This window comes from Bradyrhizobium sp. CCBAU 65884 (assembly GCF_028128835.1).
GTDB classification, from domain to species: domain Bacteria; phylum Pseudomonadota; class Alphaproteobacteria; order Rhizobiales; family Xanthobacteraceae; genus Bradyrhizobium; species Bradyrhizobium ottawaense.
Genome location: NZ_LBJU01000122.1, coordinates 76,260 through 91,769 on the forward strand (window position 1 = coordinate 76,260; position 15,510 = coordinate 91,769).

The following is a 15,510-nucleotide window of genomic DNA, read 5'->3' on the forward strand; positions in this document are numbered from 1 at the left end:
AGAAAACCCTTCGCTCGCTTGATGATCAACGCTTGATGATCAACGCTTGGGAAGCGACGCCATCACCTCGCCCGCGTCTCCGTCCTCAAGGCAGGGCGTGACGGTCAACGGGAGCAGGTCAGACCATTGCGCGAGCCAACGATACATGGCTTTTGGATCACTCGATTCAGAGATCGCAAATCCCTGTCCATTCATGCCATGCCAGCGGCCCAGCATCTTGACGCCCTCGGGTGGTGCGCCACCGGTCTCGAGAAAGCGGGCGACGGCTGCATTGAAGGTGCCTTGAGGTACGCTCCAGGTGGTTATGAATTTCATGCGATTCTCCCATGACCAGAATTATCGGATGAACGTCGCGGCTGCGCCGCATGCGCACGATAGCGCCTGCTTATCGAATGACAACGGCGACGCGCGTCGGTTTGATCCCTCCTGCTTTTTGCGCAAGCGCTGGTTTGAACGTAAGACGGCTACTTGCCGTCGTTCCAGATGTCGGTGGCGAGCTTCCAGTCGTCTCCGACCTTCTCCCAGACGACGACATACTTTCCGGTCACTTCCTGCGGTGTCGACCCCTTGGTCTTCAGGACGAACGTGCCGATCTCACGGGCCGCGGAAGAACCGAGTGGCTTGACATCCACCGTTGTGAGCTTCGGATCGGTCACTTGTTCAGCCATGCTTTTCCACATGACCTCGATGGCTGGTCGACCCTGCACCATCGCGGAGCCCGGCGGGAGCGCGGTCGCATCGGCGCTGTAGAGGGATGCAATCCCGGAAAAATCTCCCTTGTTGAACATCTCTATCCATTTCGCATTGTTCGCTTCGATCTCGGCCTTCTGAGCCAAAGCCGGCGCGCTCAACGCGATCACGATTGCAATCGCCGATGCAATGTTGCGCATGATCATCTCCAGACTCAATGTACGATGCGGACAAAGGGGCAGTCGTCTCGTCTCGAAGTGGATGCATTGAATGGCCCATCCCAGACCGGGACAGACGCAACGGCAATTCCGGAGAATTACCGTCAGCACCATTGACGAAGCTGCGCAGGGGAAAATTGACGGGCAATTGACCTGACGAGTATTCCATGTCGCGGCTCCAACGCTTGACCAGGCGCGCTCTTCGTCTCTGGCGGGCGCGGCCCGAAGGAGTTGGCATTGCCGGCGCAGCGTTCGGCCCGCTGCCTTTCGCAGCAAGCGCCGATTGGACGAGAAGCTATGCAGTCGTCCTGATCGGCTGCTGCATGCTTTGCATTGTCTGCGGCGCCGTAGCGTTCGCCGTCAAACGACCCTCTTCGCCGGCTTAGTCGATGTTGAATTGCAAGATGGGAGTAACGCCATGACAGGCGAAGAAACGACCATCGTGGCGGGCATCGAAATTCCATCAACCGACCACTTCTTTCTGGCGTTGATCTTCGGGGTGCATATCCCCCTGGGCCTTGCGAGCGTTGCGATCGGCGCAATCGCAATGTTGAGTCAGAAGCGTCGCGGGCGTCATTCCAGGCTTGGAACGATCTATTTCTGGTGTCTGCTGGCGCTCTTCGCGTCCGCGACGTTACTGTCGCTTATGCGCTGGGCCGAAAACTATCACTTGTTCGTTCTCGGTACGTTGTCGTTCGCCTGCGCCTGGATCGGTCGCACTGCGCTCCGGCACCGCTGGCGGTATTGGGTCAGGGTCCATATCGCGGGGATGGGCCTGTCGTATATCCTGATGCTGGTTGCCTTCTACGTGGACAACGGAAAGCAGCTTCCACTTTGGAAGGACCTGCCTCATTTCATGTACTGGCTGATACCTCTGGCCGTTGGTATTCCGCTCATCGTTCGGGCGCTTCTGTGGCCGCCGTTAGCGCCAGCCCGCCCTGATTTCCACCTGATGCGGTAGCTAACGACATTCAATCGACGTCCTACCGCGGCGCCTCCTGCGGTTTGTTTTGGGGCCTTGCGCGGCCGATTTAGGTCTGGAGGTGGCTGACCTCTACCCCAAGCCGAGAGATTGGGACTCGGAAAAAGGCTTGTCCTTCCAGTTCGGGTCACAAAAGGGATCAATGACTTAGCGGGTCCGCAAATCGTATGCCTCGGCTCGGCCCGTCTCAGCAACCGACTGTTGCAAATCGGGGCGCGGCCGAGACAGGAGAAAGGACCGCCGCCAGCTGCTCGGGGACTGTCAACGTCCAGGGGCCGAGGCGGCGGTCCTCAGGCGCGAGAACTTGGGGAGTCCTAGGGCCTGAAGGCAACGATAGCGGCTGCGATGCCGCTCCACCAAGCGGAGAACGATTGCTGCGTATGGAGAATTGTTGCGCATGCGCGAAGATCGGCGTCACTTCGCTTCCTTGTTCAATTCGATCGCGATCTCCGCCATCCAGGAGCCCGGCGCCTCCATCAGGAAGCGACTTGCTCGAAACGATCTGCTGTTGTTCCACCCCGGTGATTGCGAGAGGGACCCGAAGGCCCTTACACCATTGCATCGAATATTCAGTTACGGTGGCACGCCGCCCGTCGGGCAAAACACCCTGTCAATCCCTCGACGCAAAAACATTCCTATTTACCGAATTTCGGATATGTCGTATCAATGGCCCATCCCGCCCGCCACAAGGGGCGTTTCGCGATCGTCACGAGACGCGGGCCGGGAGGCGGTGGCCGCGACGGCGTCGGCGCGCTGGGCAGGCTGCAGGGCGGGATCCCCGTGAGCAGCTGCACGCGCGATACGACACGGCGCTGACGGCGTCCTTGGTTCGGCCTCGATGGTGAGCGCACGCAAGCCATCGGGGACAGGAACGGGGATGTGCGCGGACGGCAAAATCGTGTGGTCCTGACGCCCGGGGTCTGTGCGTCAAGTGTTGCGGTGATGTTGCGGCTCAACCGGGTCAGCACATCAGTCATCCGCAAGGCGACGGGGGCAATAGTGCATCGCTCCCCGGGGAGAGCGCGACATAAGCCGTAAAGCCATCCGCGCAGGGAAGGCCGGTCGCCCGGCTACACCTGTTGTCCAACCCGTGCGCGTCTTGTTCGCACACGGGACCGCGGGTGCCAGCCGGCGCCCGGCCTTCCCTGCGCCCTTTCTGAACAAGAAGGGCAACGACGAGAGCAAAGCTCGGGCGAAATGAGCCGCGAGAATGCGGAAGTGTGTCTTCCGAATGGATCATGTTTATGGGCAGTCTCGTGCCCCGGACGCAGCGCAGCGTCCCTTTGACGGAGCGCTGCAGAGCCGGGGCCCATGATCGCGGCGAACCGTGTAGCTTCTGGGTCCCGGCTTGGCGCAGCAACGCTCAAGGCGTTGCTGCGCGTCCGGGACACAAGCGTCCCTTACGCGCTCTCCGTCTCCCGGTGCACGTCGTGCACGACGAGGCCCATGCCTTCCTCCGGCATCTTGATCCAGTCGCGGCGCTTGAGCGTGCGCTTGGTGTCTTCATAGCCGCTGGTCCAGTGCTCGCGCATCGAGGTGCCCGAGAACTCGTGGTCCTTGGCGTCGCCCTCATAGGCCTTCTGCTGGTAGATCAGATGCAGGATCGCGATCTCCGGCATGTGGCACAGGCTCGTCTTCAGCTTGCGCTCCTCGTCGGACAGTTGCTCGTCCGGCAGCTTCGCCAGCGCCTTGTGGAGCAGGACCTTGAGATTGTGGGTGCGGCGATAGACGTCGGTGTTGTGGCGCGTGCGCGAGGAATACATGATGTCCTTGTGGCGAGCCATCACGTCCTGGATCGAGCGCGGCAGCACGCCGCGCGCGCTGAACAGGTCGACCTGAAACACCAGCGAATTGAGCGCATCCTCCTGGTCGAGCAGGTGTTGCAGCGGCGTGTTGGAGACGATGCCGCCGTCCCAGAAATGATCGGTGCCGATCCGCACCATCGGCAGCGCCGGGGGCAGGGCGCCGGAGGCCATGATGTGCTCCGGCTCGATCTCGTCATGGGAATTGTCGAAATAGATGAAATTGCCCGAAAGCACGTTGACCGCGCCGACCGCGAAGCGGACCTTCTTCTCGTTGATGAGATCGAAGTCGACCAGCTCGAGCAGGCTCTCCTTCAGCGGCATGGTGTCGTAATAGCTGGTCGCGGTGCGCGCGCCGACCGGGCTGAACCAGGGATTCATTTGGTGCGGGGTGAAGAATCCGGGCTGGCCCATCGCCGAGGTCATCCAGGCGCTGGTGAGATTGCGCCACTGGCGGAAGACGTCGCCGTCGGGCGTGTAGTGCCAGATCTTGCGGTTGGTGATGCGCTCCCAGAAGATGCGCAGCGCCTCGAGCCGCTTTTCCGGCTTGTTGCCGGCGATGATGGCGGAGTTGATCGCGCCGATCGAGACACCGCAGACCCAGTCGGGCTCGATGCCGGCCTCGTGCAGCGCCTGATAGACACCGGCCTGGTAGGCGCCGAGCGCGCCGCCGCCCTGCAGCACCAGCGCGATGCGATCGCAGCGTTCGGGCCGCCAGCCCCGCGAGGGCGCCTGATGGCTCTGATATGTCGGATGCGACGTGCGGGCGTCCATGGCGATGCCTCCTGCTTGCGCAAGACGATTGCGTCACGTGGTGACGGCGTGATGACAAGGCGGCACCGATGCATCGCCGGCAACGCAGACCGACCACGCTGCAATGGCAGGGGTCGTGCGCCTGACGGAAAAGCTTCACATCGCAGTCAATGAGGATCGCTAGCAATTGCCGCCGATCAGGAACACAGGAGACCAGCGATGCGTAGCGAAGACGTGCTGAGACTTCCGTCCATGCCCGCGGCAGGGCCGAGCTATCCGGCCGGGCCGTATCGGTTCGTCAACCGCGAATTCCTCGTCATCACCTACGAGACCGACCCGGAGCTGATCCGCGCCGGCCTGCCCGAGCCGCTGCAGCCGATCGACCAGCCGATCGTGCATTACGAATGGATCAAGATGCCGGATTCCTCCGGCTTCGGCAGCTATACCGAATCCGGCCTCGTCATTCCCGCGCGTCTCAACGGCGAGGACGTCAACTTCGTCTCGCAGATGTATCTCGACGACGATCCGCCGATCGCCGCCGGCCGCGAGATCTGGGGCTTTCCCAAGAAATACGCCCATCCCAAGCTCGAAATCGTCAAGGACACGCTGACGGGCACGCTGGAATATGCCGGCCAGCTCGTCGCCATGGGCACCATGGGCTACAAGCACGAGAGCATGGCCGGCAACGGCGACCTCACCCGCGCCACGCTGTCGAAGACGCAGATCAATCTGAAGATGATCCCGGGCGTCGACGGCCGTCTCGAGGTCTGCCAGCTGGTTGCGATCAACCTGATCGACATCGTGCCGAAGGGCTCCTGGATGGGGCCGGGCCGGCTGCATCTGGTGCCGCATGTGAATGCGCCGGTCGCCGATTTCCCGGTCCGCCGCTGCCTCGGGGCGCATCATTACATCGCCGATCTGACGCTGCCGTTCGGCCGCGTCGTCCATGACTACATCAGGCAAGCCGAGGCGGCCGCGACCGGGCTCGCGGCGGAATAGGGCGGCATCATCAAACTGTAACACTGGCGTAATTGAGTACCCGCGTGGGGTCCGGAAGATGCCGTCAGCCGTCTTCCGGAACGGGGCAGTTGTTGACGGTTGGGGCTATCCATGGCTGAGCCGGCAAAGCTTGCCAGCGCATTATCGAACGCCGAACCCGCCATTCCCGGCCTGGTCTGGGCCTTCCGCCTGCACAGCGACGGCAGTGCCGAGGCGCTGCCGGTCGACCAGCCGATCGAGTTCAGCCATGACGGCCGGCTCTGGCTGCATTTCAACCTGACCGACGCGCGGGCGCGGCCCTGGATCGCGGCGTCGCAGCTGCCGGCGCTTGCACGCGAACTGCTGCTGTCGAGCGACACCTTCCAGCAGCTTCACGTCATCGACCATTGCGTCTATGGTGTGTTCTCCGATCTCGTGCGCGAGATCGACAGCGCGACGGAGGAGACCGCGTTCCTGCGCTTCGCCATGACCGAGCGGCTGCTGGTCTCCGGCCGCCACCAGGCGCTGTGCTCGGCGGACGCCACGCGGCGGGTGCTCGAAGGCGGCTACCGCGTCGACAATGTCGCTCATCTGCTCGAAAAGATCGTCGACGAGGTCGCGGACACGCTGGACCGGATGGCCGACAAGCTCGGCCAGGAGATCGACGATATCGAGGAGCGCATCCTCGCCGATGACGCGAGGCCCGAGATGCGCCGCAATCTCGGCCGGCTCCGCCGCACCTGCGTGCGGCTGCATCGGCAGCTCACCGGATTGCGCACGCTGTTTCACCGTCTCGATCAGAAGAACACCGATCATTTGTCGCCGGCGTTGCGGATCCAGGCCGGCAAGCTCGCGCAGCGGCTCGACGGGCTCGATCACGACATCGTCGAGCTGCGCGAGCGCAGCCGCCTGCTCGAGGAAGAGCTGCGCTTCAAGAACGAGGAGGAGAGCAACCGCCATCTCCACACCCTCTCGATCGTGACCTCGCTGTTGCTGCCGCCGACGCTGGTCACCGGCATCTTCGGCATGAACACCAAGGGCCTGCCGCTGACCGAGGTCGAAAGCGGATTTTTGTGGGCGGCAGTGCTGATGGCCTGCTCGGTTACTGCGGCCTATCTCTTCATGCGGCGCACCGGTATCTTCAAGTAGCGTGTGTCGATCGTGAGTTGGGGGACCCAAATATCCGTGGCGGCCGCGATCGCCCTGGCCTGCACGGCGACGAGCGCGCTCGCCGGTGCCAAGGACGAAAGCGCGGCCGCATGGCTGTTTCCCAAATGGTTCAACGAATGGCACGACGGCCTTGCCAGCAAGGGCCTGAATTTCGGCGCCACCTATATCGCAGACAATATCGCCAACGCCGCCGGCGGCGTGAAGCGTGGCGCCATCCATTTCGGCCGGCTCGATCTGTCGGTCGATGCCGATCTCGACAGGCTGGTCGGCTGGACCGGCGGCCGCTTTTACGCCAATGCTCTCGTCATCTACGGCCAGGGGCTCAGCCGCAACTACGTGATGAACCTCGCCACCATCAGCGAGATCGAGGCGCTGCCGGATCAGCGGCTCTACAATGCCTATTTCGAGCAGAGCTTTTTCAATGACCGCCTGAACATCAGGGCCGGCCAGCAGGCCGCCGATGTCGAGTTCTTCGACAGCCAGACCGACGACCTCTTCGTCAACGGCACCTTCGGCTGGCCCGCGATCAAGGCCAGCAATCTTCCGGCCGGCGGCCCGGCGCCGCCGATCGCGGTGCCCGGCATTCGCATCAAGGCCGCACTGACCGACAAGATCACCGCGTATGGTGCGGTGTTCAACGGCGATCCGTCCGGGCCCGGCGATGTCGATCCTCAACTGCGCGATCATCATGGCCTGGCATTCCGCGTCAACGATCCGCCGTGGGTGATCGGGCAGGTCCGCTTCAACTACGACATCGATATCGGCGGCCGTCCGCTCACCGGCAATTTCACGCCGGGTGCGTGGAAGCATTACGGCTCGTTCGACAGCCAGCGCTTGACGGCGGAGGGGATGTCGATCGCCGATCCCGGCGGCAGCGGCATCCCCGCAAAGCTCAAAGGCAATTACGGCATCTTCGCCGTGATCGAGCAGGTGCTGTATCGTCCGCCTGAGGTCACCGAGACCAGCACGTCGGCCTCGCTCCCCGGCATCACCGCGTTCGGCCGCATCGCCTACAGCCCGCCGGATCGCAATCTGATCGACCTCTATATGGACGGCGGCATCGGCTTCGTCGGCTTCACGCCGGGCCGCCCGCTCGACCGCTTCGGCGTGGCGATGGCCTATATGCGGATCTCGAACACCGCGCGCCATCTCGACGTCGACACGCAGGCCTTCACCGGCATCCGGAGCCCGGTGCGCAGCAACGAGACGCTGATCGAGATGATCTACGAGGCGCACATCAAGCCGGGCTGGCTGATCGCGCCTTACTTTCAGTATGTGTTCCGTCCCTCAGGCGGCATCGCGAATCCGAACGATCCGAGCGGTATTTCCAGGATCGGTGACGCCGCGGTGTTCGGCGTCACCACCACGATCCGGTACTAGGCCGAGGCCGCCGCCGGCTGTAGTTTGGGTTGCCGCGACAGCGCCAGCACGATCAACGAGGCGAACACGCAGAGCGCGCCGGCGATGAAGAACGCGGGCAAATAGCTCTCATAGACCGTCCGCGAGAGACCAGCGCCGAACGCCGCGGTGCCGGCGCCGAGCTGATGGCCGGCAAAGATCCAGCCGAACACCAGATTGGCGCGCTCGGGTCCGAATTTCTGCGCGGTGAGGCGCACCGTCGGCGGCACCGTCGCGATCCAGTCGAGCCCGTAGAACATCGCGAAGATCGAAAGGCCATAGAACGAGAAGTCGCTGAACGGCAGGAAGATCAGCGAGAGCCCGCGCAGGCCGTAGTACCAGAACAAGAGATAGCGATTGTCGTAGCGGTCCGACAGCCAGCCCGACATGATGGTGCCGAAGAAGTCGAAGATGCCCATGGCTGCGAGCAGGCTCGCGGCCTGCACCTGCGGGATGCCGAAATCGAGGCACATCGGGATCAGGTGAACCTGGACGAGGCCGTTGGTGGAAGCGCCGCAGACGAAGAAGGTCGCAAACAGGATCCAGAATGCAGTCGACTTCGAGGCATCGCGCAGCGTGCCGAGCGCCACGCCCGTGATCGAGCCGTGGCTCACGGGCGGGGTGGGCAGGGGCTCGGTGCCTTCGTCGCCGTACGGGCGCAGGCCGAGATCGCTCGGCCGGTCGCGCATCGCAAGCAGGACGGCCAGCGCGGAGACGCCGAGCATGATGCAGACGAAGCCGAGCGCCAGCCGCCAGCCATAGCGATCGGTGAGGCTTGCGAGCAGCGGCAGGAACACGAGCTGACCAGTGGCGACGCTCGCGGTCATGATGCCGACGACGAGGCCGCGCCGTGCCGCGAACCAGCGCGTGGCAATGGTCGCGCCGAGCACCAGCGCGGTCATGCCGGTGCCGATGCCGATCACCACTCCCCAGAGGGCGACGAGCTGCCAGACCTGAGTCATGCCGAGCGATGCAACCAGCGCCGAGACCACGATCAGCTGTGCCGCCAGCGTGACGTTGCGCAGCCCGTAGCGGTTGAGCAGGGCGGCGGCGAACGGCGCCATCAGCCCGAACAGGATGAAACGGATCGACAGCGCGGAAGAGATCTCCGCCGTGCTCCAGCCGAACTCCTTCTGAAGCGGAACGATGAACACGCCGGGCGCGCCGACCGTGCCGGCGCTGATCAGCGCGGCAAGGAAGGTCACGCCGACCATCACCCAGCCGTAATGGATGTTGCGGCGGGACAATGCTGCCGCGAGCCAGTTCGAGATCATTGGGCCTCAATGTGGGTTGGCGAGCCCCGAGGGACCCGCGTCATCGTTGCAGTCTGGCACAGGAACGGGAAGTCTGAAATGACAGACTTCCCTCAATTTCGGACACCCGCGCTCAGCGTGCCAGCCGCTCCACCGCGATCGCCGTGGCTTCGCCGCCGCCGATGCAGAGGGCCGCGATACCGCGTTTGAGATTCTGGGCCTCGAGCGCATGCAGCAGCGTCACGATCAGTCGGGCCCCGGTGGCCCCGATGGGATGGCCGAGCGCGCAGGCGCCGCCATTGACGTTCAGCTTGTCGCGGGGAATACCGAGGTCACGCTGCGCCGCCATCGCCACCACGGCGAAGGCCTCGTTGATCTCGAACAGGTCGACGTCGCCTGCGCTCCAGCCGACCTTGTCGAGCAGCTTGCGGATCGCCGGGATCGGCGCCGTGGTGAACCATTGCGGCTCCTGGCTGTGGGTGGCGTGGCCCTTGATCTCGGCGAGCACGGGCAGGCCGCCCCGATCGGCGAGCGACCGCTTCGTCAGCACCAGCGCGGCGGCGCCGTCGGCATTGGCGGAGGAGGCGGCCGGCGTGATGGTGCCGTTGGCGCGGAATGCCGGCTTCAGGCCCGGGATCTTCGCCGGGTCGACCTTCAGGGGATGCTCATCATTGGCGACGATGCGGGGACCGGCCTTTTCCGCGAGCGTGATCGGCGCAATCTCGACCTTGAACGCGCCGCCCTCGACAGCCTTGCGGGCGCGGCTGAGCGTCTCCATGGCATAGGCGTCCTGGTCCTTGCGGGTGAACTGGTACGTCTCCGCGGTGGCCTCGCCGAAATCGCCCATGGAACGGCCGGTCTCGTAGGCATCCTCGAGGCCATCCATCATCATGTGGTCGATGATGCGGTCATGGCCAACGCGATAGCCGCCGCGTGCCTTGGCGAGGAGATACGGCGCGTTGCTCATGCTCTCCATGCCGCCGGAGACGACGATCTCGGCCGAGCCGGCGCGAATGATGTCGTGCGCGAGCATGGTCGCCTTCATGCCGGAGCCGCAGACCTTGTTGACCGTGGTCGCGCCAGTGGCATCGGGCAGCCCGGCCGCGCGCGCCGCCTGGCGGGCGGGTGCCTGGCCCTGTCCGGCCGGCAGCACACAGCCCATGAAGACCTCGTCGACTTTCTCGGGTTCAAGTCTTGCGCGCTCCAGCGCCGCGCCGATCACATGCGATCCGAGCTTGTGGGCGGGGAGCGGCGAGAGCTCGCCCATGAAGCGGCCGAGCGGGGTGCGGGCGGCGGAGAGGATGACGACGGGATCGGCGGCTTCGGCCATGATGGGCTCCCTGGAGGTGCTGTTTAAGATTATGATCATCATATGATGCGGCGCAAAAAATGCAACCGCGGCAGGGATGAGAAAATGTCGTGGGTCGGATGAGATTTGTTGCGGCGCTGTTTCCTCACGCTGCGTCAGGGGCACCGAAGCCTGTATCCTACCGTTTCCTGTTCACAAACGCCTGCATCAGCCGCGTCGGCTCGTCCGTCAGGAACGACTCGCCGAACACCTTGACGCTGAGGTTCACCGACTCCGTCAGCGGCAGTTCCTCCCACTGCCGCAGCAGGGCCTTCTGCGAGCGCAGCGCTTCTGGGCCGCATTCGAGCAATGCTTTCACCAAGTGCTCGATCTCCGCATCCAGGCCGTCTTCGGGCGCCACCTTGTCGACCAGGCCCCAGGCGAACGCCGTCGGCGCGTCGATATTCTCCGCCGTCATCACCAGCCAGCGCGCGCGGGCCCAGCCGATCAGACGGGGCAACAGCGCTGCGTGGATCACCGAGGGAATGCCGACGCGAACCTCCGGCATGCCGAAATGCGCATCATGCGCGGCAATCCGGAAATCGCAGGCGGCGGCGACTTCGAGGCCGCCGCCGAGGCACCAGCCGGGCATGCGCGCGATCACCGGGGCGGGGAAGGCGCGCACGGCCTCGCAGAGATCGCGCAGGCGGCTGATGAAGGCCTCGGCCGATCGTTGGTCGAGCTTGGCCATCTCCTTGATGTCGGCGCCCCCGATCATGCTCTTCTCGCTCTGGCCGCGCAGCACCACGACGCGGATGCTGCGGTCCGAGCTGAGCTGCTGCAGGCCTTCGCGCACGTCGTCGATCACCGGCGAGCCGAGAATATTGAGCGGGCCCGCGTTGCAGATCGCGACATGAACGACGCCGCGCGTATCGCGCGTCACGCCGCAGTGGGGGGTGAGCATTTCCATCGTGGCATCTCGAAGGTTTCGTGGGCCGGCGCGAGGCGCGCGGGTCGGTGCCACTTCCGGGCCGAAACGTCCTTGTTGTCAAGCGGGGTGGGGCGAGTTGCAAGGGCGAAGTCCGTGGCATAGTATGACGAGTAACATACAAAAGGGATCCCATGACTGAACCCGACCAACTCGATCTGTTTTCGCCCGCACAGCGTCGCGAGCGCGTGGTGGACTGGCAGGTGCCGGCGCCGGTCGCGAAAGTGGCGATGGGCCTGTCGGGCATGGACGCCATGCGGGGCATTCGCGATGGCCGGCTGCCGCCGCCGCCTTTTGCAAAACTGATCGGCTTCACGGTGGGGGTGGTCGAGCCGGGCCGGATCGTCATGGAACTGGAGCCGCGCGAGGATCTCGAAAATACCATCGGCCTCATCCACGGCGCGACCGCAGCTGCGCTGCTCGATACCGCGATGGGATGCGCGATCTCGACCCGGTTGGAAGCCGGGCAGAACTCCGTGACGCTCGACCTGAAAATGACCTTCCTGCGTCCGCTCTCGGTTCGCTCGGGCCTGATCTCGGCCGAAGGCAAGGTGATCAAGCTGGGGCGGCAGACAGCTACGCCGAAGGCTTCGTCCGGGACGGCAGGGGCGCGCTTGCGGTGCATGCAACTGCAACGTTTTCCATGATCGGAAGCAACTTAACATGAATTAATGCACCCTTTTCGTCATTTGCGTGTTATGAGATGACCATCGACATTCAATGAGAACCGCATGCGCTACTCCCGGGAACACAAGCAGGAAACCCACGACCGTATCGTGAAGAGGGCCTCTGTGCGGCTGCGCGAAAAGGGCGCCCATGGCATCGGCGTAGCCGACCTCATGAAGGAGGCGGGCCTGACCCATGGCGGCTTCTACGCGCATTTCGATTCCCGCGAGGCGCTGGTGATCGAGGCGTTCGGTTACGCGATGGACCGCTCGATGGAACACTGGCGCAAGATCACCGACGAGGTTTCGCCGGACAAGCGGCTGGCGATGATCGCGGAGGCCTACCTGTCGGCGTTGCATCGCGACAATCCCGGCCATGGCTGCTCGATCCCCGCGCTCGGTGCCGAGATTGCCCGCGAGAGCCCGAAGGCGCGAAAGGCCTTTGCCGGCAAGCTCGACGAGATGATCGAGGTGCTAGCGGACAACATTCCGAACATGCCGCGCAAGGCCGCACGCAAGCAGGCGGTTGCGACGCTGGCGACGATGGCCGGCACCATGCTGCTGGCGCGCATTGCAGGGTCGAGCGAGCTCTCCGACGAGGTGTTGAAGGTGGGCAGGGACAGTGCGCTGGAGGGCGCGAAGCGCGAGCCGAAGGCTGCTGCGCCAAAGAAGGCGAAGAGCTAGCCGAGGTGCCGTTGAATGCGTAGGGTGGATTAGCGAAGCGTAATCCACCTCTTCGATTTCCGCGGAGGCAGACGTGGTGGGTTACGCCTTCGGCTAACCCACCCTATGAAGTGCGTCCCGCAAACAGCGCCCGCTCGCGCTCCACGATCTCCCCGATGTAATCGGCCACCGCCCTGATCCGCGCCAGATCCTTGCTGTCGGCGTGCATCAGCATCCAGAATGTCCGCGTGATCGAGATCTCCTCGGGCAACACCGGAACGAGTTGCGGATAATCGCTCGCCATGAAGTGCGGCAGCACCGCGATGCCGAACCCCGACAGCGTGGCATTGAGCTGTGCGATCAGATTGGCGCTGCGGAAGCGCGCCGAAATCCGCGGCGACACCTGCGGCAGATAATCGAGTTCCGGCGTGAACAAGAGCTCTTCGATGTAGCCGACGAAGCGGTGTTGCGGCAGATCCTGCCGTGAGGTGATCGCGGGGAAGCGATCGAGATAGCCAGGTGCGGCATAGAGGCCGAGGCGGTAGTCGAGCAGCTTGCGGCCGACAATGCGGCCTTCCTTCGGCATGGTCAGGCTGATGGCGATATCGGCCTCGCGCTTGGAGAGACTGAACAGCCGCGCGGTGGCCACAAGTTGCAGATCGAGATCGGGATACCGGTCGGCGAAGGGGGCCAGCCGCGGCGCCAGGAAGGCCGTGCCGAACCCGTCGGGCGCGCCGATCCGCACCGTCCCCGTCAGCCGCGCCACGGAGCCGCCGACCTGCTCCTGGTTGGCAACGATGGTCGATTCCATCGCTTCCGCGCTATCGGCGACGCGCTGGCCGGCCTCGGTGAGGAGGTAGCCGGTCTTGCGCCGGTCGAACAGCTTGGCCGAGAGGTGCTTCTCCAGCCGGTCGACGCGGCGGATCACCGTGGCATGGTCGACCCCGAGCTGTTTTGCCGCAGCCGAAACCGAGCCGCCCCGCACGATGGCCAGCACGAAGCGAAAGTCGTCCCAATCGATAGCGCCTTGATCCAGCATTTTCGCACATCTATGGTGCATTATCTCAGACTTGAATCCTATAAAATGCAGGTCGATAGGATTTGTCAAAGCGTTCAAGCTCGGCCTCAAGGAGATCATTCCATGCGTTCAGTCGGACATTTCATCGGTGGTAAGGAAGTAAAGGGCACCTCTGGCCGCACCGCCGACGTTTTCGAGCCGATGACCGGTGACGTCCAGGCCAAGGTGGCGCTGGCGTCCAAGGCCGAGGTCCGGGCCGCGGTCGAGAACGCCCGCGCAGCACAGCCCGAATGGGCCGCGACCAACCCGCAGCGCCGCGCCCGCGTCATGATGAAATTCGTCGAGCTGGTTCAGCGCGACTACGACAAGCTGGCCGAGCTGCTCGCCCGCGAGCACGGCAAGACCGTCCCCGATGCGAAGGGCGACATCCAGCGCGGCCTCGAGGTCGCCGAGTTCGCCTGCGGCATCCCGCATCTGATGAAGGGCGAATACACCGAAGGCGCCGGCCCCGGCATCGACATCTATTCCATGCGTCAGGCGCTCGGTGTCGTCGCCGGCATCACGCCGTTCAACTTCCCGGCGATGATCCCGATGTGGAAGTTCGCGCCCGCGATCGCCTGCGGCAACGCCTTCATCCTCAAGCCCTCCGAGCGCGATCCCGGCGTGCCGATGCTGCTCGCCGAACTCATGATCGAGGCCGGCCTGCCGGCCGGCATCCTCAACGTCGTCAACGGCGACAAGGAGGCGGTAGACGCCATCCTCGACGACCCCGATATCAAGGCCGTCGGCTTCGTCGGCTCCACGCCGATCGCGCAGTACATCTATGAGCGCGCAGCTCAAACGGGCAAGCGCTGCCAGTGTTTCGGCGGCGCCAAGAACCACGCCATCATCATGCCGGATGCCGACATGGACCAGGCGGTCGATGCGCTGATCGGCGCCGGCTACGGCTCGGCCGGCGAGCGCTGCATGGCCGTCTCCGTCGCAGTCCCCGTCGGCAAGTCCACTGCCGACCGTCTCATGGAAAAGCTGATCCCGCGTGTCGAGTCGCTCAAGATCGGCACCTCGATCGATCCGTCCGCCGATTACGGCCCGCTGGTCACGCGCGAGGCGGTCGAGAAGGTCAAGGGCTACATCGACATCGGCATCAAGGAAGGCGCGACGCTCGCCGTCGATGGCCGCGGCTTCAAGATGCAGGGCTACGAGAACGGCTTCTATCTCGGCGGCTCGCTGTTCGACAACGTCACCAAGGATATGCGGATCTACAAGGAAGAGATCTTCGGCCCGGTGCTCTCGGTCGTGCGCGCGCACGATTACAAGGAAGCGCTGGCGCTGCCGTCCGAGCATGACTACGGCAACGGCGTTGCCATCTTCACCCGCGACGGTGACGCCGCCCGCGACTTCGCAGCCAAGGTCAATGTCGGCATGGTCGGCATCAACGTGCCGATCCCGGTGCCGATTGCCTATTACACCTTCGGCGGCTGGAAGAAATCGGGTTTTGGCGATCTCAACCAGCACGGTCCGGATTCGGTCCGCTTCTACACCAAGACCAAGACGGTGACCTCGCGCTGGCCGTCCGGCGTCAAGGAAGGTGCGGAGTTCTCGATCCCGCTGATGAAGTAGGGCTGTTGCCCGGCCCGTCATTGC

At 64.0% G+C, this 15,510-nt stretch carries 13 protein-coding genes and 1 pseudogene; 7 read left to right on the forward strand and 7 right to left on the reverse strand.

What is annotated here, in order from left to right:
* Nucleotides 1-39: 39 nt before the first annotated feature.
* Both XI03_RS23165 and XI03_RS23170 read right to left on the reverse strand, forming a co-directional pair.
* Entirely contained in the window at nt 40-315 is a 276-nt protein-coding gene (locus XI03_RS23165) for a DUF3303 domain-containing protein (RefSeq protein WP_018319867.1), read from the reverse strand.
* Between the two features lie 149 nt (nt 316-464).
* The gene (locus XI03_RS23170; protein ID WP_028145136.1) at nt 465-890 is read right to left on the reverse strand and encodes a YybH family protein; all 426 of its coding nucleotides are present in this window, start codon (nt 888-890) and stop codon (nt 465-467) included.
* A 436-nt stretch (nt 891-1,326) separates the two neighbouring features.
* On the opposite strand from XI03_RS23170, the gene XI03_RS23175 reads away from it, so the two are divergent.
* On the forward strand, nt 1,327-1,869 hold the full coding sequence (locus XI03_RS23175) for a hypothetical protein (RefSeq protein WP_028145135.1): 543 nt from the start codon (nt 1,327-1,329) through the stop codon (nt 1,867-1,869).
* Nucleotides 1,870-3,290: 1,421 nt separating this feature from the next.
* Here XI03_RS23175 and XI03_RS23180 read toward each other — a convergent pair.
* A complete protein-coding gene (locus tag XI03_RS23180; RefSeq protein ID WP_028145133.1) occupies nt 3,291-4,466 on the reverse strand; it encodes a patatin-like phospholipase family protein in 1,176 nt (391 codons plus the stop codon).
* 198 nt (nt 4,467-4,664) lie between these two features.
* On the opposite strand from XI03_RS23180, the gene XI03_RS23185 reads away from it, so the two are divergent.
* The 3 genes from XI03_RS23185 to XI03_RS23195 all read left to right on the forward strand — a co-directional run bounded on the left by XI03_RS23185 (nt 4,665) and on the right by XI03_RS23195 (nt 7,973).
* Nucleotides 4,665-5,444, forward strand: coding sequence for an acetoacetate decarboxylase (locus XI03_RS23185; protein ID WP_271593441.1), 780 nt, complete (start codon nt 4,665-4,667; stop codon nt 5,442-5,444).
* A 111-nt stretch (nt 5,445-5,555) separates the two neighbouring features.
* The gene (locus tag XI03_RS23190) at nt 5,556-6,572 is read left to right on the forward strand and encodes a transporter (protein WP_028145131.1); all 1,017 of its coding nucleotides are present in this window, start codon (nt 5,556-5,558) and stop codon (nt 6,570-6,572) included.
* 30 nt (nt 6,573-6,602) lie between these two features.
* Nucleotides 6,603-7,973 carry a carbohydrate porin gene (locus XI03_RS23195; protein ID WP_442869737.1) on the forward strand — a complete coding sequence of 457 codons (1,371 nt, stop codon included), beginning with the start codon at nt 6,603-6,605 and terminating at the stop codon, nt 7,971-7,973.
* Here the strand turns inward: XI03_RS23195 and XI03_RS23200 are convergent.
* From XI03_RS23200 to XI03_RS23210, 3 genes are all read right to left on the reverse strand, one after another.
* Nucleotides 7,970-9,265 carry an MFS transporter gene (locus tag XI03_RS23200; RefSeq protein ID WP_271593443.1) on the reverse strand — a complete coding sequence of 432 codons (1,296 nt, stop codon included), beginning with the start codon at nt 9,263-9,265 and terminating at the stop codon, nt 7,970-7,972. The two genes, XI03_RS23195 and XI03_RS23200, sit on opposite strands and share 4 nt — an antisense overlap.
* Nucleotides 9,266-9,377: 112 nt before the next feature.
* On the reverse strand, nt 9,378-10,574 hold the full coding sequence (locus tag XI03_RS23205) for an acetyl-CoA C-acyltransferase (protein ID WP_271593444.1): 1,197 nt from the start codon (nt 10,572-10,574) through the stop codon (nt 9,378-9,380).
* A gap of 157 nt (nt 10,575-10,731) precedes the next feature.
* Complete coding sequence (locus XI03_RS23210; RefSeq protein WP_028145127.1) at nt 10,732-11,502, reverse strand: enoyl-CoA hydratase; 771 nt, start codon at nt 11,500-11,502, stop codon at nt 10,732-10,734.
* Nucleotides 11,503-11,654: 152 nt separating this feature from the next.
* Here XI03_RS23210 and XI03_RS23215 point away from each other — a divergent pair.
* Together XI03_RS23215 and XI03_RS23220 are read left to right on the forward strand one after the other, a co-directional pair.
* A pseudogene (locus tag XI03_RS23215) lies at nt 11,655-12,187 on the forward strand (PaaI family thioesterase).
* Between the two features lie 64 nt (nt 12,188-12,251).
* A complete protein-coding gene (locus tag XI03_RS23220; RefSeq protein ID WP_028145125.1) occupies nt 12,252-12,869 on the forward strand; it encodes a TetR/AcrR family transcriptional regulator in 618 nt (205 codons plus the stop codon).
* Between the two features lie 103 nt (nt 12,870-12,972).
* On the opposite strand, the gene XI03_RS23225 is transcribed toward XI03_RS23220, so the two are convergent.
* Complete coding sequence (locus tag XI03_RS23225; RefSeq protein ID WP_028145124.1) at nt 12,973-13,887, reverse strand: LysR family transcriptional regulator; 915 nt, start codon at nt 13,885-13,887, stop codon at nt 12,973-12,975.
* A 102-nt stretch (nt 13,888-13,989) separates the two neighbouring features.
* Between XI03_RS23225 and XI03_RS23230 the strand changes: the two genes are divergently transcribed.
* Nucleotides 13,990-15,486, forward strand: a complete 1,497-nt coding sequence (locus XI03_RS23230) for a CoA-acylating methylmalonate-semialdehyde dehydrogenase (RefSeq protein WP_038946438.1) — start codon at nt 13,990-13,992, stop codon at nt 15,484-15,486.
* Nucleotides 15,487-15,510 lie beyond the last annotated feature (24 nt).

What these genes read in the sequence shown, in the direction of transcription:
- XI03_RS23175 (WP_028145135.1), top strand. Translation starts at nt 1,327, where the DNA reads ATGACAGGCGAAGAAACGACCATCGTGGCGGGCATCGAAATTCCATCA.
- XI03_RS23170 (WP_028145136.1), bottom strand. Translation starts at nt 890, where the DNA reads ATGCGCAACATTGCATCGGCGATTGCAATCGTGATCGCGTTGAGCGCG.
- XI03_RS23165 (WP_018319867.1), bottom strand. Translation starts at nt 315, where the DNA reads ATGAAATTCATAACCACCTGGAGCGTACCTCAAGGCACCTTCAATGCA.
- XI03_RS23180 (WP_028145133.1), bottom strand. Translation starts at nt 4,466, where the DNA reads ATGGACGCCCGCACGTCGCATCCGACATATCAGAGCCATCAGGCGCCC.
- XI03_RS23200 (WP_271593443.1), bottom strand. Translation starts at nt 9,265, where the DNA reads ATGATCTCGAACTGGCTCGCGGCAGCATTGTCCCGCCGCAACATCCAT.
- XI03_RS23205 (WP_271593444.1), bottom strand. Translation starts at nt 10,574, where the DNA reads ATGGCCGAAGCCGCCGATCCCGTCGTCATCCTCTCCGCCGCCCGCACC.
- XI03_RS23210 (WP_028145127.1), bottom strand. Translation starts at nt 11,502, where the DNA reads ATGGAAATGCTCACCCCCCACTGCGGCGTGACGCGCGATACGCGCGGC.
- XI03_RS23185 (WP_271593441.1), top strand. Translation starts at nt 4,665, where the DNA reads ATGCGTAGCGAAGACGTGCTGAGACTTCCGTCCATGCCCGCGGCAGGG.
- XI03_RS23190 (WP_028145131.1), top strand. Translation starts at nt 5,556, where the DNA reads ATGGCTGAGCCGGCAAAGCTTGCCAGCGCATTATCGAACGCCGAACCC.
- XI03_RS23230 (WP_038946438.1), top strand. Translation starts at nt 13,990, where the DNA reads ATGCGTTCAGTCGGACATTTCATCGGTGGTAAGGAAGTAAAGGGCACC.
- XI03_RS23220 (WP_028145125.1), top strand. Translation starts at nt 12,252, where the DNA reads ATGCGCTACTCCCGGGAACACAAGCAGGAAACCCACGACCGTATCGTG.
- XI03_RS23225 (WP_028145124.1), bottom strand. Translation starts at nt 13,887, where the DNA reads ATGCTGGATCAAGGCGCTATCGATTGGGACGACTTTCGCTTCGTGCTG.